Source organism: Nostoc sp. FACHB-190 (assembly GCF_014696905.1).
In the GTDB taxonomy this organism is placed as follows: Bacteria; Cyanobacteriota; Cyanobacteriia; order Cyanobacteriales; family Nostocaceae; genus Nostoc_B.
This window is the reverse complement of the sequence record NZ_JACJQW010000002.1, coordinates 103,515-126,642: the sequence shown is the minus strand read 5'-3', so window position 1 is coordinate 126,642 and position 23,128 is coordinate 103,515. Positions and strand designations below refer to the sequence as shown.

General features: G+C 40.7%; 17 protein-coding genes. 8 read left to right on the top strand and 9 right to left on the bottom strand.

The genetic code is table 11. The features are described from left to right. Positions 1-10 precede the first annotated feature (10 nt). Positions 11-2,986, bottom strand: a complete 2,976-nt coding sequence (locus H6G28_RS03470) for a response regulator (protein ID WP_190668995.1) — start codon at positions 2,984-2,986, stop codon at positions 11-13. Positions 2,987-3,301: 315 nt separating this feature from the next. After that, positions 3,302-4,234: an alpha-amylase family protein gene (locus H6G28_RS03465; protein ID WP_190668993.1), complete on the bottom strand. Its 933-nt coding sequence runs from the start codon at positions 4,232-4,234 to the stop codon at positions 3,302-3,304. A gap of 109 nt (positions 4,235-4,343) precedes the next feature. Here H6G28_RS03465 and H6G28_RS03460 point away from each other — a divergent pair, with 109 nt between their 5' ends. Together H6G28_RS03460 and H6G28_RS03455 are read left to right on the top strand one after the other, a co-directional pair. Next, on the top strand, positions 4,344-4,697 hold the full coding sequence (locus tag H6G28_RS03460) for a hypothetical protein (RefSeq protein WP_190589347.1): 354 nt from the start codon (positions 4,344-4,346) through the stop codon (positions 4,695-4,697). Continuing rightward, the gene (locus tag H6G28_RS03455; protein WP_190589348.1) at positions 4,694-5,023 is read left to right on the top strand and encodes a hypothetical protein; all 330 of its coding nucleotides are present in this window, start codon (positions 4,694-4,696) and stop codon (positions 5,021-5,023) included. Before H6G28_RS03460 ends, H6G28_RS03455 begins: the two co-directional genes overlap by 4 nt. A gap of 20 nt (positions 5,024-5,043) precedes the next feature. Here H6G28_RS03455 and H6G28_RS03450 read toward each other — a convergent pair whose 3' ends face one another. Then, positions 5,044-5,199 (bottom strand): hypothetical protein, encoded by a 156-nt coding sequence (locus H6G28_RS03450; protein WP_190589349.1) that lies wholly within the window; start codon positions 5,197-5,199, stop codon positions 5,044-5,046. Positions 5,200-5,240: 41 nt separating this feature from the next. After that, positions 5,241-6,380, bottom strand: a complete 1,140-nt coding sequence (locus tag H6G28_RS03445; RefSeq protein ID WP_190668991.1) for an acyltransferase family protein — start codon at positions 6,378-6,380, stop codon at positions 5,241-5,243. A 156-nt stretch (positions 6,381-6,536) separates the two neighbouring features. Here H6G28_RS03445 and H6G28_RS03440 point away from each other — a divergent pair, with 156 nt between their 5' ends. The 4 genes from H6G28_RS03440 (at position 6,537) to H6G28_RS03425 (ending at position 13,139) form a co-directional block, all read left to right on the top strand. Continuing rightward, a complete protein-coding gene (locus H6G28_RS03440) occupies positions 6,537-8,057 on the top strand; it encodes a glycoside hydrolase family 10-like protein (protein WP_190668989.1) in 1,521 nt (506 codons plus the stop codon). Positions 8,058-8,688: 631 nt separating this feature from the next. After that, positions 8,689-10,731: a pentapeptide repeat-containing protein gene (locus H6G28_RS03435; RefSeq protein WP_190668987.1), complete on the top strand. Its 2,043-nt coding sequence runs from the start codon at positions 8,689-8,691 to the stop codon at positions 10,729-10,731. 329 nt (positions 10,732-11,060) lie between these two features. After that, positions 11,061-12,305 (top strand): bifunctional sterol desaturase/short chain dehydrogenase, encoded by a 1,245-nt coding sequence (locus H6G28_RS03430; RefSeq protein ID WP_190668985.1) that lies wholly within the window; start codon positions 11,061-11,063, stop codon positions 12,303-12,305. Between the two features lie 264 nt (positions 12,306-12,569). Beyond that, positions 12,570-13,139, top strand: a complete 570-nt coding sequence (locus H6G28_RS03425; RefSeq protein WP_190668983.1) for a Uma2 family endonuclease — start codon at positions 12,570-12,572, stop codon at positions 13,137-13,139. A 282-nt stretch (positions 13,140-13,421) separates the two neighbouring features. On the opposite strand, the gene H6G28_RS03420 is transcribed toward H6G28_RS03425, so the two are convergent. Continuing rightward, entirely contained in the window at positions 13,422-15,572 is a 2,151-nt protein-coding gene (locus H6G28_RS03420) for a sensor histidine kinase (protein WP_242049162.1), read from the bottom strand. A gap of 93 nt (positions 15,573-15,665) precedes the next feature. Continuing rightward, positions 15,666-18,242, bottom strand: a complete 2,577-nt coding sequence (locus H6G28_RS03415; RefSeq protein WP_190668979.1) for a sensor histidine kinase — start codon at positions 18,240-18,242, stop codon at positions 15,666-15,668. A gap of 258 nt (positions 18,243-18,500) precedes the next feature. Between H6G28_RS03415 and H6G28_RS03410 the strand changes: the two genes are divergently transcribed. Next, the gene (locus H6G28_RS03410; RefSeq protein ID WP_190589357.1) at positions 18,501-18,914 is read left to right on the top strand and encodes a heavy metal-responsive transcriptional regulator; all 414 of its coding nucleotides are present in this window, start codon (positions 18,501-18,503) and stop codon (positions 18,912-18,914) included. 71 nt (positions 18,915-18,985) lie between these two features. Here H6G28_RS03410 and xseB read toward each other — a convergent pair whose 3' ends face one another. Continuing rightward, the gene (xseB, locus tag H6G28_RS03405) at positions 18,986-19,219 is read right to left on the bottom strand and encodes an exodeoxyribonuclease VII small subunit (RefSeq protein ID WP_190668977.1); all 234 of its coding nucleotides are present in this window, start codon (positions 19,217-19,219) and stop codon (positions 18,986-18,988) included. Then, positions 19,219-20,466: an exodeoxyribonuclease VII large subunit gene (gene xseA / locus H6G28_RS03400; RefSeq protein WP_190668975.1), complete on the bottom strand. Its 1,248-nt coding sequence runs from the start codon at positions 20,464-20,466 to the stop codon at positions 19,219-19,221. The genes xseB and xseA overlap by 1 nt, the downstream gene beginning before the upstream one ends. Positions 20,467-20,975: 509 nt before the next feature. On the opposite strand from xseA, the gene recA reads away from it, so the two are divergent. Next, complete coding sequence (gene recA / locus H6G28_RS03395) at positions 20,976-22,046, top strand: recombinase RecA (protein WP_190589360.1); 1,071 nt, start codon at positions 20,976-20,978, stop codon at positions 22,044-22,046. A 195-nt stretch (positions 22,047-22,241) separates the two neighbouring features. Here recA and H6G28_RS03390 read toward each other — a convergent pair whose 3' ends face one another. Beyond that, positions 22,242-23,006: an FHA domain-containing protein gene (locus H6G28_RS03390; RefSeq protein ID WP_190589361.1), complete on the bottom strand. Its 765-nt coding sequence runs from the start codon at positions 23,004-23,006 to the stop codon at positions 22,242-22,244. Positions 23,007-23,128: the final 122 nt, after the last annotated feature.

Here is a 23,128-nt window from a genome sequence, read left to right as displayed (position 1 = left end):
TTAATTTTAATTAATCTAAAATATCTTTTAGCAAATTAATAATTGTCTCTAAATGAAAATTATCAACTAAATCTTTTAAAGCCTCTGCAAGTTGAGACTTACTGGCAGGAATTTCTTGGAAAAGTTGATAAAGCTTTTCATCATCAATAATTAATGCCGCTTCATAAACTTGAGCCAGCCAACTTGCTGGCATATCTGCCAAATCAGAGGTTGTTAATTTTTGTGATTGATGTTTGGATTCTGGAAATTTTGGCTGATGATTTTCCGCATAAACATAGCGCACGCCGAGATATTGTGCCATTTTCTCCAACAGAACGGTTTCTTCAAAAGGTTTAGCCACAAAATCATCACAACCTATTTGTAAAATCACTTCTCTATCTTCAACAAAAGCACTGGCAGTCAACGCGATAATTGCTAAAATTTGGTTTTGATTATGAGCGCGAATTTGTTTAGTTGCCTCATAACCATTCATCACAGGCATTTGTATATCCATCAAAATTAGATGGGGTTGCCAAGCTTTACAGATATCAACAGCCATCAGACCATTTTCGGCTGCACAGACCTCAAAACCGACAGATTTCAGCAGCTTTACCATTAACTGCCGATTTTCTAAAACATCCTCAACAATTAAAATTCGATATCGAGGTTGACCAGGTTTTAAACTAATAACTCGCCTAGTAACTTGGGTAGCAGGTAAAACATCCAGTTTTTCGGCGATAGTCATCTGCACGCTACAAGTAAAAGTTGCGCCTTGTCCGAAGATACTTTGAGCGTGAACATCGCCCCCCATTAATCTGGCAAACTGGCGGCTAATGGCTAGTCCCAAGCCTGTACCTTGCATAAATTGTCTGCCACCTTTAGCTTGTGCAAATGCTTCAAAAATTAACTCTAAATCTTCGGTGGTAATGCCAGGGCCAGTATCTTCTACCACAAATTCTACAATTACCTTACCCGATTCTTTGGCATATTTAGCATAGGAAACTCGCAGCGCCACATAACCAACCACTGTAAATTTAATGGCATTGCCCAGTAAGTTAATTAATATTTGTCGCAGTTTACCTTCATCACCACAAACATATTGATTTACCTCTGGACTAAACTGCGTAATGATGTTTATTCCTTTATCAGAAGCTTTGAGGGCAAACATTTCTTGAATTGAAAAAATTAATCGATATAAATCAAAGTAGCTTTCATTTAAAGTGAGTTGCCCCGCTTCAATTTTTGACATTTCTAAAACATCATTAATTAAAGCTAATAAATGTTCACCACTACGACTAATAATGTCTAAATGTTCTCGGTCATTTTGCGACAAAGAGCTATTACGAGTCATAATTTGGGTGAAACCTAAGATAGCATTGAGTGGTGTACGCAATTCATGACTCATTTTAGCTAAAAACTGGCTTTTGGCACGGTTAGCAATTTCGGCTTGCTCGGCTGCTTGCTGAAGTGCTACATGGGAAAATTCTAAAGCTGCTAACATCAAATTATTCTTCATTTCCTGTGCAACTTCAATTTCAAATGCTTGCCAGGGATAGGATTTATTTTTAACTGTTTGTTTCCACAGTTCAAATGATTTACGAGGAGTCAGACGTAAAGTATTATCTGTAGCTAGAGAAATTGATGCTTGCGGATTCCCCGCCCAATTCACAGTCTGGACTTGCTCAGGGCGTAACCAAATAATATGATAAGACCTGTGATTCAGGAAAATTGAAATGGCGAGAATACCACTAACTTTATTTTTAAATTTTCTGGACGGAGGATAGAGTTGTGGTAATGAGTCAGTGTAAAAAACTTCTTGTCGTTGTTGATCAGCAAGCCAGGTTATTAGCTTTCGGATATCACTTTCTGAGGGGGTTTGCCCAATTAAAGTTAATTGTTCTTCTAATAATATGGCAACACCTTGAGCTTGCACTAAGTTTAACAAATTAGATTTGTTGCGTTTAAAAACATTGCCAATATAGTCTAACTTATTAGATAATGCTTGTCTGAGTTGTTCTTGAATTATTTTAACTTTTTGGCGGTAAAAATTTAGTTCTCTTTCTTGTTGATTGATTAATTGAACTGAGGCAAACTGCCCAATAAATTCACAAATTTTGCGAATTTCATAATCAACATTTCTAGGTGTATGATGGTGACAAGCAATCATCCCCCAAAGCCGATTTTGATTGATCAGGGAAATACACAAAGTTGCGGTGACACCCATATTCTGCAAATATTCTATATGCCAGGGTGAAACGCTTCTTAATGTTACTGTACTTAAATCTAAGAGTGGATGAGAGGGAATTAACTTGACTGGCTGATAATTGATGTCGGGAATTAAGCGTAAATATTTTTCGTAGTAAAGTTGTCTGGCTTGGGCGGGAATATCTGAAGCTGGATAATGTAAGTCTAAATAACTTTCGAGATGACTGAGCTTATCTTCGGCAATCACAACTCCACTGTAGTCTGCTTCTAATCTATAGAGCATAACCCGATCAAATTGGGTAATTTTTCTGACTTCTTTGACAATAATTTGAAATAGTTCTAGGGAATTTTTAGCATTGGTTATTTGGGAAACTGTTTGTTCTAAAAGATGACAATAACCAAAAAATTGACTATTTTGTGTATGTGAGCGTGGTTCTAATTCTAAGATAAAAATATTTTGCGATCGCTGGATGGTTGCAAGAAAAAAATTGGGCGCATTTTCTCCAAGAAATTGCGATAGTTCAGATTTTAATTCCAACAAATGCACAAATGGTAAAACTTCTTGTTGCAGAGCATCAATAATCGATTGTACTTGTTTTGAAGCGAAAAGTAATGTTAAATTATTTCCAATTAAATCGGCTGCGGAAATCCCAAAAAATTCACTTGTATTTTCACTAGCTTGTAGAATCTTGAGATGTGGTAATTCCAAAGCTAACAGGACACCAAATGGTTGAATATAACCAGGAATGTTGATTGGTTCCTGATCGCAGTCAATGACAGTCATCGTATCAAAATCGGTCATTTTGAAATTGTAATATTTTATTTTTTCGAGAGAATTTGATGAGCAAAAAAGACATTTTATACCAAGTGTTTTCAGTTTACACTGTATTTAGCCAGAGATGGAATGAGGAAATGTTGGGAACGAGATGAATTTTGTGTTTCCGTGAAAAATTGTATGATCAAGTTAGTTATTTTTGCATATAACATTTATCCCAAAAATATCTTAGTGGCAAAAGTTTGGTAATTGCGATCGCTCCCCCAATGCCAATAATAAAAGAGCGTATATACATATATATATACGCTCTACGAGGAGAGAAAATTGGCAGTAAAGAGAAACTTATTCGTAAATAACAAACCCAGCCGCAGGGACAGTAATTTTCACCGCTTTCCCATTCCTGGCTGCAACTTTCACTGTTTGACCGACTTGTTGTTTATCGGTAGAGTAAATGCAAGTTAGGAAATCACCTTCATTGTGTAATTCGTTATCAATCGTCACCCAAGCTTCACGAGGTTGATCATAGTCGGTATTGATAGCTGCGACTATTTCTTGGTCGCTGAGAATACGAGACCAAGGGACAACAGAACGAATTTCATTACCGATGATTTGGGGTAAACCAAAGTTTACGCCATCACCAGAAATCGGACGGAGATATTGACGACCACGACTTAAAGCTTTCTTCGTGCTTCTAATTTTGAGAATTTGGGAAATTTCTTGATAAATGTAATTGTCTTCGTTAAAGAAGTGAACGCCTTTAGTAGCAAATGCGCCAAATTCACCGCCGAACATAGACTCGCGCAAATAGTGATCGCTATCTCCATGTCCATCAAAACCTTGTTCTGTACCATAATAAATACAAGGGATACCCAGCGTTAAAGCGTTGAGTGCTAAAGCGTTCAGTACTACTTTTGTCGCATCTTTATCTGCACAAAATCTGGCTTTGTTTTGTCCCTTACGTACTTGGTCATGGTCGTCGAACATCGTCACGACCTTATCTCTAAACCAAATGTGAGATTCTTTCTGTACCAGTAAAGAATTACGGAACAAACTAAAGTAATCTCTAGGGTTACGATATCCTTTCACCAAATATTCCAGTTTGTCAGGAATCTCATCAACACCTAAAGCAGCATCTAAACCTGTCTCCTCTAAAGTTTCAAATGCTCTCCTTCTTCCGCCAGTAATTTCACCAACCAAAAAGAATCTTTCTTTACCAATACTTTGGGCAAACTCATGAATCATCGAAGCAAAAATGCGCGTTGCGCCTTTATCCATGTGTTTGACAGGGGGGTGGGGTTGAAATGTACCTCATCCAACCGAGAACCGCTATATGTCATTACGAGGAACGAAGCAATCGCAAAATCTTACCATTCTGAGCGAGTTCATGAGATTGCTACTCTTCTCCCAAAGGGAGACGCTACGCGAACGGGAAGCCACTTCGTGTCTACGTCATTCCTCTGGAGCGAGACGCTACGCGATCGCTTGTCAGAAATTATTCAGCCGGATCTACAGTTTGGATCTTAGTGGAATTCCAATGCAAAACCTCCCACCTCCATCCAATATGCCTGACGGAAGAATGTATCCGCCACTTGATGACTATATAACTCGACATCCCGACGGTAGTATTACGGCAAAGTCACGAGGTCATCGCATTAAGATAGATGCGGATGGTAGTATGACAATCACAAACAGGAAATCAGGACAAGTAGAATTCAGTAAACCTGGATCTGGACAATGATTTACAAGAAAGAAGATTTTAACGATTCAGGAGACCAAGCATCTGAGTCAACAATACTCGATAAGATTTCTGTCCTTGCTAAACAAATAAAATTGTCTTTTCCAGGAGCAATAACGACCCTAGAAATCTTTTCTTCATGTTCTGCCATGCTTGACATTCGCCTAAATAACAAGCTGTTTGTCTTGGATTATTCTCCTACAAATGGTTTTGGGATTGATGAAGTGAGAGAAGAAGATGCTTTTAACACAGGCTACAGATTTAACACGAAAGATTTCTATATCGCCACAGAGGAACTGAATAAGTTGATCAAATCTACAGAAAAATAAAGTGTCTGCCATGAAAAGCATTAGTCATGATTCTCATAAATACTTTCACGGGTAAAAGCCTCTGGCTGTAATGCTCTATCACCGCCAAAGTTTCTCACTCGTTCATCAATCAACCTGAGTAGAGGTTCACTAATTCCAGTGACTTCAATTTTGTGATTGTCCATATTGTTTTTCATGATATGTCTCCAATGTAGGGGCAATGGCTGGAAAGCCTCTACTAAATTTTGAAAAACCAACGCCGACGATACATTCCATAAAGAATTGTCCACCACAATAAAACCATGACTATGGCAAATGCAAGTGAACCATTGAATCTCCCCGCCCAAGAGCGAAATAGGTTGTCATAAATCCAATTGTAGGTTGTGCTGCTGCCGATGTTAGTTTTGAGTAAAATTCGGGTGAGTATGCCAGAACCAACAAACAAAAAGATGGCATTCAGCCCCATCACTTCTAATGGTAGTCCCCAGTTTCTCAAATTGCGGACTTCGATGAGTTCATAACACAAAGCTAAAGTGAGTAATGCCCAACCTGCGGTAAACACAACATAAGAACTTGTCCAGAGTTGTTTATTAATGGGAAATAAAAATCCCCACAATAATCCAATTACTAAGGCAATTAAACCAAAAATTACTAAATTTACACTTGTGCGGCTTTTAATTGGCTGAATGCGTAACCAGTCGCCTGTAAAATATCCCAAAAAGACAGTGACAACAGATGGCAAAGTACTAAATAAGCCTTCTGGGTCAAAAGCGCCGCCGCGATAAATATGCTTACCTAGAATTATGCGGTCAATGTAACCACTGAAATTTCCTTCTGGGGTGAGATTTCCTGCGCCAAAGCCAGGGACGGGGATAAATTGCATCGCCAGCCAGTAACCGATGAGGATAACAGCTGTTAGTATCCATAACCAACGGCGGGAAAGATTGAGAACTGCTAAGGCTGCAAGTACATAAGCTAGACTAATGCGCTGCAACACCCCCATAATTCGCAGTGTGCCGAAATTGGGTGGTATGCCTTTAATTAACCAATCAAGGGTTAAAGAAACCAGCGCCAGGAACAAGCCCAGGGCAAATAATATCAGACCACGGCGGAAAATACGCTGATAGACAGTAGCCGTCGGGCGATTTTCTGGGGTGTACTTGGCGAAAGAAAACGGCATTGCGACACCGACAATAAATAAAAAGAATGGAAAAACCAAGTCTGTCGGTGTGCAACCATGCCATTTTGCATGGTCGAGAGGTGGATAGACATAATCCCAATTACCGGGATTATTCACTAAAATCATAGAGGCGATCGCAATTCCCCGAAATACATCCAGGGAAACGAGGCGCGTAGAGGGTGTAGAGGAATTTTTCATAACGTTATAGTTTAATCTGTTCAACGCTCCTCCAAAACTTTTGTGAACATCAAAGACATTTTTCTTAGTGGATTTTTACGTCTAGGAAAGCAGCACAGGAATTTAATTCTTACCGCCTGTCTCCTGTCTCCTGTCTCCTGTCTCATCCCAGTCCAAATGGCTGACTCCTCACCCCAGCCAGCCGCTATCATTCCCCCATCACCCAGCCGAGAATTTCGGGGGGTGTGGGTTGCAAGTGTGGCTAATATTGACTGGCCTTCTAAACCGGGTTTAACCACCAGTCAACAACAAGCCGAGTTAATTACAATACTCGATCGCGCGGCCAAATTAAAACTCAATGCCGTGATTTTACAAGTCCGTCCTGATTGTGATGCCTTATACCAATCTACATTAGAACCTTGGTCAGAATTTTTAACAGGACAAATGGGTAAACCACCCGCACCTTATTATGACCCCTTAGCTTTTGCAGTGGCAGAAGCCCATAAACGCGGACTGGAATTACACGCTTGGTTTAATCCTTATCGCGCCAGTCATCCCCAGGGCAAATCAACAGTTGCACCGAATCATATCAGCAAAACTCATCCACAATTAGTCAAACGTTACGGCAAATATCTCTGGTTAGACCCCGGTGAAAAAGCCGTGCAGGATTACACCGTGCAAGTCATTATGGATGTTGTGAATCGATATGATATCGATGGTGTGCATATTGATGATTACTTTTATCCCTATCCCGAAAAAGATAGAAGAAATAAAAAAATTGATTTTCCTGACCAAATTAGTTGGCAAAAATATCAACAATCAGGAGGGACAGCAACCCGTGATGATTGGCGGCGAGAAAACGTCAACACCTTAATTCAACGACTTTATCAAAGCATTAAAACAGCTAAACCTTGGGTGAAATTTGGTATTAGTCCTTTTGGCATTTGGCAACCAGGATTTCCCAAACAAATAGGCAATGAAAAAGCGTTTAATGCTTATCAAGAACTATATGCAGATTCTCGCAAATGGTTAATGAATGGTTGGTTAGATTATCTCTCACCCCAACTTTATTGGAAAATTGCACAGCCCCAAGAAAGCTATCCTGTATTGTTGAATTGGTGGACATCACAAAACACTCAATCTCGACATATTTGGCCAGGAATTTATACTAGCCGCATCGGACAAAACAGCCGCACAGCTTGGCCTGCTAAAGAAATTGTCTATCAAATTAAAACAACTCAAGGTCATGTTGGTTCTGATGGCAATATTCACTTTAGTATGAAACCTCTGCTACAAAATCGCGGCGGCATTGCAGATTTATTACCACAAGATGTTTATCACCATCCCGCATTAGTCCCGGCATCACCTTGGTTAGATAATACACCACCCGAAAAACCACAAGTCAGTTTAGCAAAAGATGTCACTGGGACTAAAACAGTTGTGAGATGGCAAGCTACAGGTAAACAAGCAGTTTGGTTATGGGTTGTGCAGACCAAAATAGGTAATGAATGGAATACCAATATTTTACCGGCTGGGCAGAATTCAACTTTGTTAAATAATCATCAAGTTGAAGATGTCGCTGTGTCGGCGGTGACTCGTTATGGTGTGCAAGGAACAAGCGCCGTTGTGGAAATTCCTCGATATCAGGCGAGACAATCTAATGTTCGCAGTTCTGTGCCAAGATTAAATTCTCGTTAATGAAGTTCTGATACTCATTAATGAGTCTTTGATACTCACGCGAGAGTCTTTTATACTCGTGCGCGAGTCTTGAATACTCGTGAATGAGTCTTTGATACTCACGCGAGAGTCTTGAATACTCGTGAGCGAGTCTTTGATACTCACGCGAGAGTTTTGAATACTCGTGAATGAGTCTTTGATACTCATGCGAGAGTCTTGGATACTCATGCGAGAGCCTTTTATACTCGCTCACGAGTCTTTAATACTCATGCGAGAGCCTTTGATACTCGTGAATCAGTTTTACCTCTCCCTAACCTTTCCAAGGGAAAGGCTACTGTGTACACACAAGTCAAAAATTTTTATGTTCAACCACATCCCGCCTAGAACTAAAGTTCCAGGCTAATAGCTAAAGTCCACTCAAGTGGACTGGAAGACATTTTTAGTTGAGTCATCTTTAGATGACTTGCGCTATTAGACTCGGAATTCATTCCGAGGCGGGACAGATGCACTAAACGAATATTTGTGTGTATACCTTACCCTTTGTAATGGAGGTTGTAGGGAGCGGTGAAGACTAATAAAGCTAAACCGAGAAATATTAGAATTAACAGGCTGAAGCGTGTAGTAAAATTTGCCTAAGTGCGTAAAACTACACATGGCTTTAGACTTCTCCGGTCAAAATCTCCGAGGACGCAACTTCAAAGGACAAAACCTTGCAGGTGCAAACTTTAGCTATGCCGATATTCGAGGCGCAAACTTTAGCGGTGCGAACTTGACAGGGGCAAATTTCAGTCACGCCAAAGCTGGACTGCAACGCCGATGGGCAATTTTTTTAGTCCTTGTCTCCTGGTTATTGTCGGGACTGTCAGGAATTTTATGGGCTTTAAACGGTTTCTTCGTGTTACTAATATTTGCTACTCCTTTAGATAATCAGATTGCTGGCTGGATTGTCTTAATCGTAGTAATTGCCTTTTTCCTGGTCACAATTCGCCAAGGAATATTAGCCGGAGCCGTAGCTGTAGCCTTCGCTGTAGTCTTCGCAGTATCCGGAGCCATAACCGTAGTCCTAGTCGGAACTCTAGCCTTAGTCGTAGCCGGAGCCGTAGTCGTAGCCGGAGCCGTAGCTGTAGTCGGAGCCGTAGCCGTAGCTTTCGCTGTAGCCTTCGCTGGAGCCGTAGCCTTCATCATAGCCTTAGCTGTAGCCGTAGCCGGAGCCGTAGCTGTAGCTTTCTTTGTAGCCGGAGATAGAGCCGAAGCCTTCACTGTAGCCGTAGCCGTAGCCGTAGCCGTAGCCGGAACGCTATTTAACATCTACATCGCTTGGCAAGCGATGAAAGGAGAAGAAAAGCATTCTTTGATTCGTAATCTCGCTATTGCCTTTGCAGCTACAGGCGGTACAAGCTTTCGTAACGCTAACTTGACTAATGCCAACTTCGCCAAAACCACGCTCAAAAGCACAGATTTCCGCAATGCTATCCTCACCCGTACTTGTTATCATCAAGCCAAGATGCTTGACCGTGTTCGCCCTGGTAACACCTATCTGCAAAACTCACAAGTACCTCAACTACTAGTTACAGGACAAGGACAAGACAAAAACTTTGACCGCCAAAACCTGCGGGGTATAAACTTACAATCAGCTAACCTAGCAGATGCCAGCTTTATCAGCACTGACCTCAGTGAAGCTAACTTGCAAGATGCTGATTTATCCAGAGCCAAACTTAAACAAACCCAACTCGACGCAACCGATTTAACAGGCGCAATTCTCACAGGTGCATTCATTGAAGATTGGGGCATTACCAGAGAAACTAAACTGTATGGAGTGAGGTGTGAATATATCTTCATGCGCTTACCCACGAAAGAAAATCCCGACCCCCTCCGCAAACCAGATAATCACCAAGAAGTATTTCAAGACGGTGACTTTGCCGAATTTATCCAACCAATTTTTGACACCCTCGACCTTTATCACAATCAAGGCGTTGACCCCCGCGCCATTGCAATTGCGTTCAAAAAATTAGCAGAAAATCACCCCGAAGACGAGTTAGAAATTGTCGCAATAGAGAAACGCGGCGATGATAAATTATTAATCCGCGCCAAAACTGCGGTAGACGTTAATAAATCGCAACTGAGTGCCGAATATTTTGCAGATTATAATCAACTCAAAGCTTTATCTCAAAGTCAACAATCATTACTTATAGAAAAAGACGATCGCATTCGTAGTTTAGAAACTATGCTGACAACTGCTCTCAAGCAGCCCAAATATTATATAGAAGGAGATAATAAAGTGTCGGATATTAGCGGTATTAGTATTCAAGGCAGCAGTAATGTTAGTGGTATTGCGGGTGGTGGTTCTGTTGCCAACTTAGGAACAATTAGCGGCAATGTAAATATTGCCATTAATGAGTTACCCGATTCCCCCAATAGTGAGCAACCAGGAATTAAAGAATTACTCACACAATTACAACAGGCAATTTCCCAATCTTCAGAATTATCTGATGAAGATAAAGCCGAGGCTTTAGAACAAGTGAAAACTCTAGCCGAAGCAGGTCAAAATCCCCAAGAACCTGCCAAGCAAAAAACTGCCAAAACAGCCATCACCATGTTAAAAGGTTTATTTTCTGGCTTACCCGCCGTCGCTACATTGGTAGAAGCAGCAAATAATTTATTACCTGTCATTTCTAAACTATTTGGGTTGGGATAATTCTGGAGGTTTAGATACCCGACTTCTTAAAGAAGTCGGGGATATTGGGGAACACATATCTTGCACATAGCCCCCACGAATGGAATTCGCGGCTATGAAAACGTAGACGCGCAAGCGGCTTCCCGCAGGGTAGTCCGCCTACGCAGACTAATGCAAAATCAAGGGTTTTGAACCCACGCAGGAGGTCACTAGGCTTGTCCTGAGCGTAGCCGAAGTGCGGGTTTTGTCTGTGTCCAAGACGCAACTCTTGTCTGCTCTCGCCGTGACACCAGTAAAAATTTTTATATTGAATATAAAGATTGATTAAGATTAATGGCGTACTGAAAAATATGATTAAGATGTTAGCTGAAAACTGGACTGTGATTGAAGCAAATTTACAGATTAACTGGCTGCTGGTAAATAACTGTTTGCAGTTTGCGGCTTGGGGAGTTTTTTCCCTGTTGCTGGCGGAGGTACTCAGGGATACTTACCATGCTTTATGTCACAAAGTAAGTTGGTTAGCTAAATGGCACAACAAGCATCATGCAGCCTATCGCCGCGACTTATCGGTAGTTTCTCTGAAAATGTATCAAGAGTCTCAGCTTTACCATGACATTGTAGAGTCGGTGCTTTTAGTCTTTGTTTTAACAATAGTTGCCTTATTGGTGAACCAATGGGGGTTGTGGTTCGGGGTATTATATGCTTGCACCTTTTTGTATGGGGCATCGGTGCGATATTTTCAAGGGAAAATAGAGACGGACTATAATCACTTACCCGGCCCTTTAGAAATTATTCCTTCGAGTTTGTGGGTAAATCGTGCTTACCATTGGCGACACCATTTTGATGATGTGAACGCTTATTACAGTGGCGTGTTTCCGTTGGTGGATAAAATTTTAGGTACAGCACTTTCTCTTAAAGGTAAAACCATCGCCATAACCGGTGCATCAGGAACTCTGGGACAAGCGTTAACAGCAGAACTGATTCAACACAATGCCAAGGTTGTAGCGATTACTACAAATCCAGATAAGTTAGTCACTCAAACCGGGGTAATGGTACTTCCTTGGGAGTTGGGGAATGAGGTACAACTGCGAGATAGGTTAGAAAAAGTCGATATTTTGATTATCAATCATGGTGTGAATGTTTATGGCGATCGCACACCCCAAGCCATCAATTCATCTTATGAGGTGAATACTTTTTCAGCATTGCGGTTGATGGATATCTTCATGACAACGGTGACGGGGCCACAAGACAAAGCCACCAAAGAAATTTGGGTGAATACTTCGGAAGCAGAAGTATCACCAGCCCTCAGTCCACTTTATGAACTGAGTAAACGCACCTTGGGAAATATTATTACCCTCAAACGTTTAGAAGGTAATTGCATTATTCGCAAATTAATCCTCGGCCCGTTTAAAAGTCAACTTAATCCCTATGGGGTGATGTCAGCTACCCAAGTGGCAAAATTCATTGTATTTTTAGCAGTCCGAGACTTTCGCAATATTATCGTGACAATTAATCCCCTGACTTATTTGCTATTTCCTTTCAAGGAGACTAGTACATGGCTGTATTATCGCGTGTTTAGTAAAGCTAAGAACTAGTAGTCTGCCAAGGAAACTTTGCGTTGTGGTCAGCAGAGGAGCAGAGGGGCAGAGGGGCAGGGGGGAAAGACTTACTGCAAGTTTCTCCCCTGCTCCCCTGCTCCCTTGCTTACCTCCACGTAGCAATTTTGGGTTGGTACACTACTAGAATTAATGCGATCGCTCATCAGTAAGATGTAGGATGGCGATCGTATGTATAATTCTGACTCGGTTCTAGCAGATAAAATGAAACAAAGACAGGCAACCAGCTAAACGGAAACTATTATGAGTCAAGCTATTGAAGGAGTACGTTGGACAATCCACGATATAGAGGTTCTACCTGAAAATGAGTGGACACGCTACGAAATTATCAATGGAGAACTGTTGGTGACTCGCACGCCTCACTATCGTCATCAACAAATATGTGGTAAAACTTTTCGCCAGCTTGATATTTGGTCAGAGTCTAGTGGTTTGGGCATGACAATTATATCTCCTGGGTTGATTTTTTCGGAAGCAGATAGTGTTATCCCCGATGTAGTTTGGGTTAGCCGAGAAAGATTAGCCCAAATTGAAGATGAAGCAGGACATTTAACAGCCGCGCCAGAATTGGTAATCGAAGTATTATCTCCCGGTACACAAAACGAACGTCGAGATAAGGAAGCAAAACTGAAACTTTACTCAATTCATGGTGTGCGTGAGTATTGGATTTTGAATCGCTTTACTAAACAAGTGGAAGTTTATCGCCGAGAAAAAGCCCAGTTAATTTTAGTTGCAACTTTGATAGGTGATGATGAAATAACTTCGCCACTTTTACCAGGATTTTGTTGTTCTATTAGTTGCTTTTTTCCTGAATAATCATAGCAGAAGGCAGGAGAGAAGAGGGTTATAGCTTTGTTTACCTTTCTTAACTTAGTTTTGTTTTTTCCCACCGAATTACTTATTCATACTAATACCAATTTGAAAAATGATTGCGACAAATGGGTTACTGAAAAGCTCGCCAGTAAGCAATTTCCCAATCCAAAATCCAAAATCTAAAATCCAAAATGGTATAAGTTGCTTTCAGAAATAGTATTCCTACTCCCCACTCTCTACTCCCTACTCCCAGCCCAAATTACTATCTTTGATTGCAACTTGGTATCAGCTAATTGGTAGGGTGAACCAAAATGTTACGCCTGTTTCTAATCCACTTTGGACACCAATTTCACCACCATGTGCTTGAACAATTTGTTTACACAAATATAAGCCCAAACCTAAACCTAAAGAATAAGGATTATTCTTGCCCCGAAAATATAAATCAAATAATCTTTGGCTTTGTTCTGGGCTAATACCAACACCGTTATCGCTGACGGTACAATAAATTTTTTCACCTTCAACTATGGCATTAATTGTAATTTGCAATCCTGGTAAATTATGTTTGATGGCATTGCCAATTAAGTTAGAAAATACTCGCCATAGTTGTGTTGCATCGGCGTTGATTAAGGGTAAATCTGCGGTGACAAGATTGATGAGATGAGTTTGATTTTTTCGCAGCATTGGTTCTAAATCTGCGATCGCATCGGCGATAATCATATCTAACTGTACAGGTTGACGCTGTAAAACTAACCCTTGCATATCGTTGACATGGGCTTCCATCAAGGAATTAATTAAGTTTAATTGGCGATCGCTACTCTGCACCATCCGTTCTAAAGTGGTACGGGGTAAAGAAATTACATTACTCTCCTCTCCTGCATTTTCTAGCAAATTCTTCAGCACCATCAAACTACCCAAGACTGGGTTACGTAAGTCATGAGATACTGCATGGAAAAAGACTCGCAGTGCTTCTTCGGTACGCTGGCGATCGCGCAATGCTGCCTGAAGTTCGCTAATATCTAAAATTATCCCCACTAAGCCGCCCAAGGAACCATCGACTTTAGAAAAGCTGGCTTTGTAAAATATGACATCATGTTTGGTTTGATCAGCAAACACCAAAAAACTTTCATAAGTTTGCACTTGTTGTTGTTCCAACAAGGTCATATCTGCGTGATAATATTGGTCAGCCAGTTCTCTGGGTGCTAAGTCATAATCAGATTTACCAAGAATTTGTTCTTTGCGTAAACCCAGAACTGCTTCAAAAGCTGTGTTGCAACCAAGGTATAAACCTTGAGTATTCTTATAAAAAACAGGAGTGGGAATTGTATCGATTAAAACTTGTAAGAAATCGATTTGTTCTTGTAAGGCTTCCTCGGCTTGTTTGCGTTGGGTAATATCCTCAATTAACCCTTCATAATACAGTAATTTTCCGGCTGCATCACGCACAGCATAGGCTTTTTCCGAAATCCAAACTATACTGCCATCTTGGCGATAAATTTGTGATTCAAATTCGGAGATAATGCCATACTTTTCAATTAACCGCACAAACTCAGCCCGACGCTTGGGGTCAACATACAACTGATTTTCAATATCTGTAAAATTAGCTGTAACTTCTTCTGGTGAAGAATAGCCATAAATTTTAGCTAATGCCGGATTAGCTGTAATATATCGACCATCAGGACTACTTTGAAAAATCCCTTCAATGGCGTTTTCAAAAATACTGCGATATTTGGCTTCGGCGACGACTAATTTGCGATTAGCTGATTCTAATTCTTTGCGGGCGTAAAATTCCGAACGTTGTAGGCGATCGTATAAATAAACTCCCAAATCACAGATAACACAAAACCAGAATATATATAAAACAAATGTTACATTATATATTTCTGGATGTTCTGGTTTAAGTGTTTTTAATCCCAAGGCAGTATTCACAATAAAATAGTAACCTAAAATACTTACCTGAGATATAAAATGGAGCGGCCAGCGCACTGGCATAAATATAGCTTGACTAAGAAATAGCAACGACCAACCAACAATATCTGGTAAGGCAAAACCTTTAATTGTGGCGAACAATTGCGACGCAAAACCAACTGACCAAGATGTACCTAAAAATAATCTACCTGGGTGACGATGACCAAAGCGAGTTTTATGTAAACTAAAACAAATCAATAAACTCAGTAACATGGAAACGTTAATCGCCAGTCCTTGAATCCTGACTATTCTTGGTATCTGTACCAATTCTTGTAGAGAAAAGAATAAGTCATAAATATCGCGGACAGTAAAAGTCAATAAACAAATAAATGCCAACCATAACCACAGACGTAATCTCTGCCAAAAAAAATGATTACGCCAAGAGTGATATTCACCAGTAATTACATCAATTTTTGGTGCTGAAAAAACTTGTTGCCACCAAATTCCAAATTTTTGCAATAATTTAGCCATTAGTGTCTTACCAACTTTGACCATACCATCGCAGGTGTTGTTCCATTTTCTCCCTCGTATTTATTATGATCAGTTATGGCTACATTTTGACGACTAATCGGCTACAGACAATGTGAACCAAAATGTTAATCCTCGTTTGCGGTTACTAATTACACCAATTTCGCCGCCATGTGCTTGAATAATTTGGCGACATAAATACATTTTCAACCCTAGAATTGTGGAACAAGGTGCTTGGGGTTCTCGCACATATAAATCAAACAGGCGATCGCCTTCTGTTTTACTCATGGTGACACCGTTATGTTCAATTTGAATTTTGACCATACTTTCCACAACGGTGGCTGTCAGCGCCAATTTCAACCCTGGGGGATTTTGTTGCAAACTATAAATTAACAAGGTCAGCAACACTGTTTGTAACTGTGTAGGATCTGTCTTGATTAATGGCAAATCTTCGTTAATTAAGTTTTCGAGTGTTGCCTGATTTTGCCACAACAGTGGTTGTAAGTCGGGCAGAATTTTTTCGAGGAGTGTGTTTAAATTTACCTGCTGGAGATTTATAATAACACCTTGCTCCATCCAGCAATGAATTTCTAACAAAGAGTTAATCATTGTGAGTTGGCGATCGTTCCCTTGAATCATCCGTTCAATTACTGAACTAGGTACAGGAATTGACTGAGAAACAGCAGGGTAAGAAGTTTCTGCTGGTGGTGTATGGGAACAGAGGAGGACAGGTGGTGATTGTTCCCCAACTCCCAAATCCCGACTCCCGACTCCCCCATTTTCTAGCAAATTCTTCAGTACCATCAAATTGCCCATAACTGTGGTGCGTAAATCATGGGCGACTGTATGCAGTACCACATCTTTAACTTGTTGCAGTTTTTCTAATTCCTGCATTTTTTGTTGCAGTTGGGCGGTGCGTTCTTCTACTTGGCGTTCGAGGTTGGTGTTGAGTTCGGCGAGTTCTTGGTAAAGTTGCGCTTGCTGAATGGCGATCGCTAATTGTTCTGATAATTGTTGGAGTAAGTCGATTTCTATCGGTTGCCATTGACGGGGGGCAGAACATTGATTAGCAACTAAAGCACCAATTAATTCTTCCCCTAACATAATTGGTACAGCTAAACTTGCCCTTGTCTGAAATTGTTGATAATTGGCTTGTAATTTTGGCGATACTGTGATTTTGCTGACATCTTCCACTACACGCACGCGATGAGTTGCAAAAATAGTTTTCAATTCTTGCAAATAACTTTTATCTTCTGGTGTCCAACCCAATATAGAAGGATATTTGGGGTCTACTGATTCTGCGATTTTTTTGACTTTTACCTCATAATTATTCAGCCCAATAAAAACCCGATCAGCTTGTAGAAATTGCCTGACTTCTGACACAGTGGTTTGGAGAATTTGCTCTAAATTCAGGGAAGAGCGAATCCTAACCAGCGTTTCCGTCAACAAGCGATCGCGTTGTGCTGTCAACCGCATTTGGGCTTCTGCTTGCTTACGGGCGGTAATATCATGATTAATCGCTAAAATACAGGGTACACCATCTAAATCAATCACATCGGCAGACAGTAAGGTGGTGCGAATTTCCCCGGACTTGCGCCGAAAGGTAAATTCTAAGTTGCTGATGGCTCCCTTGGTTTGTAAATCTGCTACTAATTGAGTGCGATCGCTTTCATTTACCCAGATTTTTAAATCAAAAGCTGTATGACCAATTACTTCATTCTGCTCATAGCCTGATAGCTGCATAAAACTATCATTCACTTCGATGAAGCGTCCTTCTTTCAATGTACTAATACTAATTGGATCGGGACTACAATTAAAAGCTTTAGAAAACTTTTGTGCCAAATTTTGTAGTGAAGTTTCTACTTGTTTACGCTCTGTAATATCCCGAACAATCGCTAATACTTCATCAGCGCCGCTAACTACTAACCGCGCCTCATAATCACGAATACCCTTTGGTGTTGGTAATTGATATTCGCAAGTTTGCAAACTGCCAGCATCCAAAGTTTTCGCAATGGTTTCTTGTCCAATTAAGGCTAGATCATTTGGTAATAAATCTCGCATATTTTTACCAACTATCTCTTCTTTCGTTAAAGTGAGACTGATACCATCACCTTTCAAATCAAGATATTCACCATCACGACTCATCCGAAACATCAAATCTGGAATTGCTGCCAAAATTGCTTGGTACCTCGCCTCACTGGTGCGTAACTCTTCTTCGGTTTGTTTTCTAGGAGTAATATCTATCACTAAACCATTACAGAGAATATCACCGTTTGCTTCTGCTTCTAGTTGGCAAGCTCCTTGAATATACTTGAGTTTACCACTAGGAGTCATAATTCTGCCTTCCCAATGCCAAGGTTTAAGTGTACTAAAAGCTACAGCCAGAGATTTCTTAAACTTGGTTCTATCTTCGGGATGAATTAGCTGGTATAAAATTTGCCAGTCTGCTTGAATTAGTTCTGGTTCTAATTCTGACAAGTCTCGACAACCAGAACTTACGTATAAAACCACCTGGGAACCATCCGCCTGTTGTCGGAATTGAAAAATCATCCCTGGTAAAATAGCAGCAATTTTGTCCAACAAAGTGATAGTCTCTGGCAGAAATTCAAGTTTACGTAGTAATTTTAAGGATTCATCCACTATTTCACCCTTTGATACCCAAGCAACTGACATGATTTGTCAAGAGATGGTAACTATGACGACAATTTCGCTGTTGTCAACATCAGTGCTAACAGCAGCAAAACATAGCCTTATTTCAGGTTAATTCTTGATGGGGCGATCGCATTCACCCAATCGGGTGAACCATTGGCTTACACCACTTTGGATTGTAAATTAGTTGATGCCCGGAACAATATTTTCTTGAGACTCTCCAGTAGAATGGAGAGTTTAAGATAAGATCAGTAATCATGTCTGACTAAAAGTTTACGAATTATGTTCACCCCAACAGCAACAAAACAAATTGGTGTAGTTGCCAAAGAAAGCGGCGTACCAATTAAAACCATTCGCTACTACGAAGAACTCGGACTACTTCAATCATCAGGTAGAACCGAAGGCGGATTTAGATTATTTAACTCTGATGTTTTAGCGCGACTACACTTTATCAAACGCGCTCAAAGTTTAGGCTTAAGTTTGTCAGAAATTAAAGAGTTTTTAAATGTTCATGATAGTGGTAAATTACCTTGTGAACATATCAAAGCGAAATTAGAAGACAAGGTAAAAGCTATTGATGAACAAATTCAACAATTAATGATTTTGCGACAAGAATTATCAGGCTTACTTTCTGGTTGGGAAATCAAACCTGATCATTCTCATTCTACTATTTGCCCCATCATTGAAAATGAATAATTCTCCCCAATGAGAGTCGATATTTCGATTTAGCGGTCTATAATCCGTGGTGAGTCTGACTTCGGAATTCTTCAATCATCATTTAATGTTTCAATCAATAAATCTACTTGCTTTTGTCTTTGTTGCAAAAAGCTTTCACACTGACGTAAATACTCAACAGCAGTGGCAAACTGCTCAAACACGTCTTCCAACTCCAATTCACCGGCTTCAATGCGGGCAATAATTTTTTCAATTTCTGATACCTTCGCCTCGTAATTCACATTTGCGATCGCTTCCGCATCCGAGGAACTTTTACGTTTAACCATTAATCTTTGAGGGTTTTTGTCGTCACTTCCGTAACTTTTACTTTAACTTCTCCCTGCCCCAACTGAACCAACAATTCTTGACCAACAGTTAACTCACTTGCATGACGCGCTATCGCTCCATTTTCTTGGCGTACCACGGCGTAACCTCGCTGTAACACCGCCTTTGGGTCAAGGGTAGCTAACTTCTGGCGCAACAATTCTAAATGCTGTGTGGCTTGTCGCGATCGCTGGCTAGTAACTTGTAAAAGTTGCTGACGTTTCCAGCCTAACTTTTGCATTTCTTGTTTGACTTGTCTATCTAAGCCTACACGTTGCAAGCGATTACGTAAGATTTGCAGTTGATTGACGGCCGATGTCCTCACTTCATACACTGCATCATACAAAGCATCAATTCGCTGCTGATGTTGAGCAGACAATTCTGATAGCGACGGTACAACTAATTCGGCGGCGGCGGTCGGTGTATGTACGCAGACATCAGCCGCTAAATCGACTAAAGATTCATCTCGTTGATGACCAATCCCCGTAATTACCGGGATAGAACATTCTGCCACAGCCCTGACGACTCGCTCATCATTAAAGCAAGCTAATTCCTCAACTGCCCCACCACCCCGTGATAAAATTAGCACCTCAGCCCGACCATCTTTTTCAACTCTGGCGATCGCTTTCACTATTGATTCTGGTGCTTGTTCGCCTTGTACTGTGGCTGGCGAAAATAATACTTGTAAGCCAGGATATCTATGTTTAAGGGTTTTTTGAATATCACCCCAAGCCGCCGCCGTGGGTGAAGTCACAACTGCGATCGTTTGGGGATGGGGTGGTAGCGGCCGCTTTTTTTCAGGGTCAAATAACCCTTCCGCTAACAAGCGGTTACGTAATTGTTGATAGCGTAATGCTTGTAAACCCACACCAGCAGGTAAAGCTTGCCAAACTGTTAACTGATACTCTCCTCTTTGGGGATACAAGCGTATACTCCCCAAAATAATTATCTGTTCACCAACCGCAGGAATCTGCACAAGTTTTGCTACTTGACTATTCCACGCCACGCACTTAATCGCTGCTGTCCCATCCGGGTCTTGCAGTGTAAAAAATAAACCACTGCGATGATGATTGGCGCTGGAAACTTCCCCTGTGATCCAAACTTGTCGTAGTTGCTCATCTTGCTCTAACAGCAACCGGATATAATCAGTTAACCCAGCTACCGAAAGTGCTGTATTGAAAGTTACAGAGTCAGTAAAATCAGAAGTCATCAATTAAGGGGGCCGAATAAAAAGGACTCAGAAGACAGAATTCAGAATTGGTGAATACTCTTACCATAAAGGGATGGAGTTTAAATTAAGAAGAAATTTTTATTTTGATTTCGCCCAGGTGGGACGAGGTTTTCCACCAATATTCATCACCCAGCGATGCACTGAGCCTGCTGAAGTGTCATACAGAATTCATACTGAATTCTGACTCCTGATTTCTGAATTCTTCTTCATAAACTAGCAAAACTTCTATCCAAATCCTAACAAAACCGTGTATTTTTCAGATTGGTAGTCTTGAACACTCAGATAAAATTTTGCTGAGGTGGGAATAACTTACCACTAGACCTGGCGAAAGCCATAATAGTTGAGGGGGGTAAAGACTCATCAAAGTTGTGACGTTTGTTTCTTAGAGAAATCCGATTTCCGCATTTTCTGGCTAAAATAGTATATCTGTTCTACTTCAACTCCAAACCTAACACTCCATAAATCCATATATATAGATAGAGGCAGTAATGGCTATCAACACTGACAATTCCGGTAAGCAAAAAGCCCTGAATATGGTACTCAACCAGATTGAGCGCAGCTTCGGTAAAGGTGCTATTATGCGCCTGGGCGATGCAACCCGGATGCGGGTGGAGACAATTTCCACAGGCGCACTCACCTTAGATTTAGCCCTGGGTGGTGGTTTACCCAAAGGGCGGGTAATTGAGATTTATGGCCCAGAAAGTTCTGGTAAAACCACAGTCGCCCTACACGCCCTCGCCGAAGTGCAGAAACAAGGTGGAATTGCGGCCTTTGTGGATGCGGAACACGCCCTAGACCCTACTTATGCGGCGGCTTTAGGTGTAGATATCGAGAATTTACTGGTTTCTCAACCTGATACTGGAGAAGCAGCTTTAGAAATTGTTGATCAACTGGTGCGCTCATCTGCCGTTGACATTGTAGTTATTGACTCAGTAGCAGCACTAGTTCCCCGCGCTGAAATCGAAGGCGATATGGGAGACGCACACGTTGGTTTACAAGCACGTTTGATGAGCCAAGCCCTCCGTAAAATCACGGGTAATATTGGTAAATCTGGTTGTACAGTAATTTTCATCAACCAATTACGGCAAAAGATTGGTGTCACCTACGGTAGCCCAGAAACTACAACTGGTGGTAATGCGTTGAAGTTTTATGCTTCTGTGCGTTTAGATATTCGTCGCATTCAAACCTTGAAAAAAGGAACTGATGAATTTGGGAACCGCGTTAAGGTAAAAGTTGCTAAAAACAAAGTTGCACCACCTTTTAGAGTGGCAGAATTTGACATTATTTTCGGTAAGGGAGTGTCAATTTTAGGTTGTTTGGTTGATATAGCCGAAGAAACAGGTGTTTTAACTCGTAAAGGTGCTTGGTATAGTTACAACGGCGACAACATTTCGCAAGGTAGAGATAACGCGATTAAATATTTAGAAGAAAAACCAGAATTCGCCGAACAAATTAAACAACAGGTGCGCCAAAAACTTGATATGGGCGCGGTTGTTTCTGCTAATTCTGTAGCTAAAGCCAGTGAAGATGAGGAAGAAGAATACGAAGAGGAAGAATAGTATTTACTATTGAACAGTGAATCAATTAGTGGCGAACAGAAATACGCCACTAATTTAGCAATCCTAAATGAGTTGTGAAAATCGAGAGGATCAGATACCCGACTTCTTAAAGAAGTCGGGTATCTTTTGGTTCACGAATGATTTAGGAATGCTATTGCAAAAATCAAATTGGAAAATCTTAAACTCCGTTCATAGCTAAGAAGGCGTAACTCGGCTGAAAAATCTATCTAAGATGTCTGATTTCTGTTCTGTACTAAAACCATCATGGCTATGTTGATAGTCTAAACCAAGGTTTTTGGTAAATGGAACAGCTTTATCAGTAATTTCAGGTAGGTATTTTCCGGGCGCAACATGACTTAAGGTATCATCTAAGTTGCAGTTTTTGCGAGATGAAAGCTGCATCAGTAACTCAACAGCTACCGTCGGTAAAATGCGAGAAGTCTGATTATAGAAAAAATAAAAACTCAGACTACCGATACGGATGCGATCGCCTTCTTTGAGTTTCATTGTTTCATAAACACGTTCGCCATTCACAAAGGAACCATTCGTACTTTTAAAATCGACTAGGTAAAACCCGTCTTCATCATATTGGATGGCAGCATGACGACGAGATAGGTATTTATCATTAATACAGATACCACAGTGGCGATCGCGTCCAATTGTCCAAATTCGCTGCGGTTGTAGTAAAGTCTGGGTTTGATTTTCAGCCAAATTAGTTACCAAGTAAACCTTCTCATCATCTACTACACCCTGCACATAGCTTGTATTTAACCCTGTCACACCAGGCAATGAACGGCCTTCCATCTGAAGAATGTCATCTAGAAGTCCACTATGGTGTTCGTACAACTTGACAAATACTTGATATAAACTTAGTCTTCTTTCTATCTCTTTACTTTGAAAGTCAGCGATTTTAGCTGAAGCTTTTAGTATGAATAGATTTGATTTGCTGATGTCGGTCATGGACTTTTTTCTCAGCCTAAAATCAGGAACAGTGGCTTTTTGAGTTTTTGCTTTCAGACAATGGAGTTGGATGATTTTGACTAAGAATTCCTACTTGTATTTTGGTACTTAGTATAAGTATC

What these genes read in the sequence shown, in the direction of transcription:
- H6G28_RS03470 (WP_190668995.1), bottom strand. Translation starts at nt 2,986, where the DNA reads ATGACCGATTTTGATACGATGACTGTCATTGACTGCGATCAGGAACCA.
- H6G28_RS03465 (WP_190668993.1), bottom strand. Translation starts at nt 4,234, where the DNA reads ATGGATAAAGGCGCAACGCGCATTTTTGCTTCGATGATTCATGAGTTT.
- H6G28_RS03460 (WP_190589347.1), top strand. Translation starts at nt 4,344, where the DNA reads ATGAGATTGCTACTCTTCTCCCAAAGGGAGACGCTACGCGAACGGGAA.
- H6G28_RS03455 (WP_190589348.1), top strand. Translation starts at nt 4,694, where the DNA reads ATGATTTACAAGAAAGAAGATTTTAACGATTCAGGAGACCAAGCATCT.
- H6G28_RS03450 (WP_190589349.1), bottom strand. Translation starts at nt 5,199, where the DNA reads ATGAAAAACAATATGGACAATCACAAAATTGAAGTCACTGGAATTAGT.
- H6G28_RS03445 (WP_190668991.1), bottom strand. Translation starts at nt 6,380, where the DNA reads ATGAAAAATTCCTCTACACCCTCTACGCGCCTCGTTTCCCTGGATGTA.
- H6G28_RS03440 (WP_190668989.1), top strand. Translation starts at nt 6,537, where the DNA reads ATGGCTGACTCCTCACCCCAGCCAGCCGCTATCATTCCCCCATCACCC.
- H6G28_RS03435 (WP_190668987.1), top strand. Translation starts at nt 8,689, where the DNA reads ATGGCTTTAGACTTCTCCGGTCAAAATCTCCGAGGACGCAACTTCAAA.
- H6G28_RS03430 (WP_190668985.1), top strand. Translation starts at nt 11,061, where the DNA reads ATGATTAAGATGTTAGCTGAAAACTGGACTGTGATTGAAGCAAATTTA.
- H6G28_RS03425 (WP_190668983.1), top strand. Translation starts at nt 12,570, where the DNA reads ATGAGTCAAGCTATTGAAGGAGTACGTTGGACAATCCACGATATAGAG.
- H6G28_RS03420 (WP_242049162.1), bottom strand. Translation starts at nt 15,572, where the DNA reads ATGGCTAAATTATTGCAAAAATTTGGAATTTGGTGGCAACAAGTTTTT.
- H6G28_RS03415 (WP_190668979.1), bottom strand. Translation starts at nt 18,242, where the DNA reads ATGTCAGTTGCTTGGGTATCAAAGGGTGAAATAGTGGATGAATCCTTA.
- H6G28_RS03410 (WP_190589357.1), top strand. Translation starts at nt 18,501, where the DNA reads ATGTTCACCCCAACAGCAACAAAACAAATTGGTGTAGTTGCCAAAGAA.
- xseB (WP_190668977.1), bottom strand. Translation starts at nt 19,219, where the DNA reads ATGGTTAAACGTAAAAGTTCCTCGGATGCGGAAGCGATCGCAAATGTG.
- xseA (WP_190668975.1), bottom strand. Translation starts at nt 20,466, where the DNA reads ATGACTTCTGATTTTACTGACTCTGTAACTTTCAATACAGCACTTTCG.
- recA (WP_190589360.1), top strand. Translation starts at nt 20,976, where the DNA reads ATGGCTATCAACACTGACAATTCCGGTAAGCAAAAAGCCCTGAATATG.
- H6G28_RS03390 (WP_190589361.1), bottom strand. Translation starts at nt 23,006, where the DNA reads ATGACCGACATCAGCAAATCAAATCTATTCATACTAAAAGCTTCAGCT.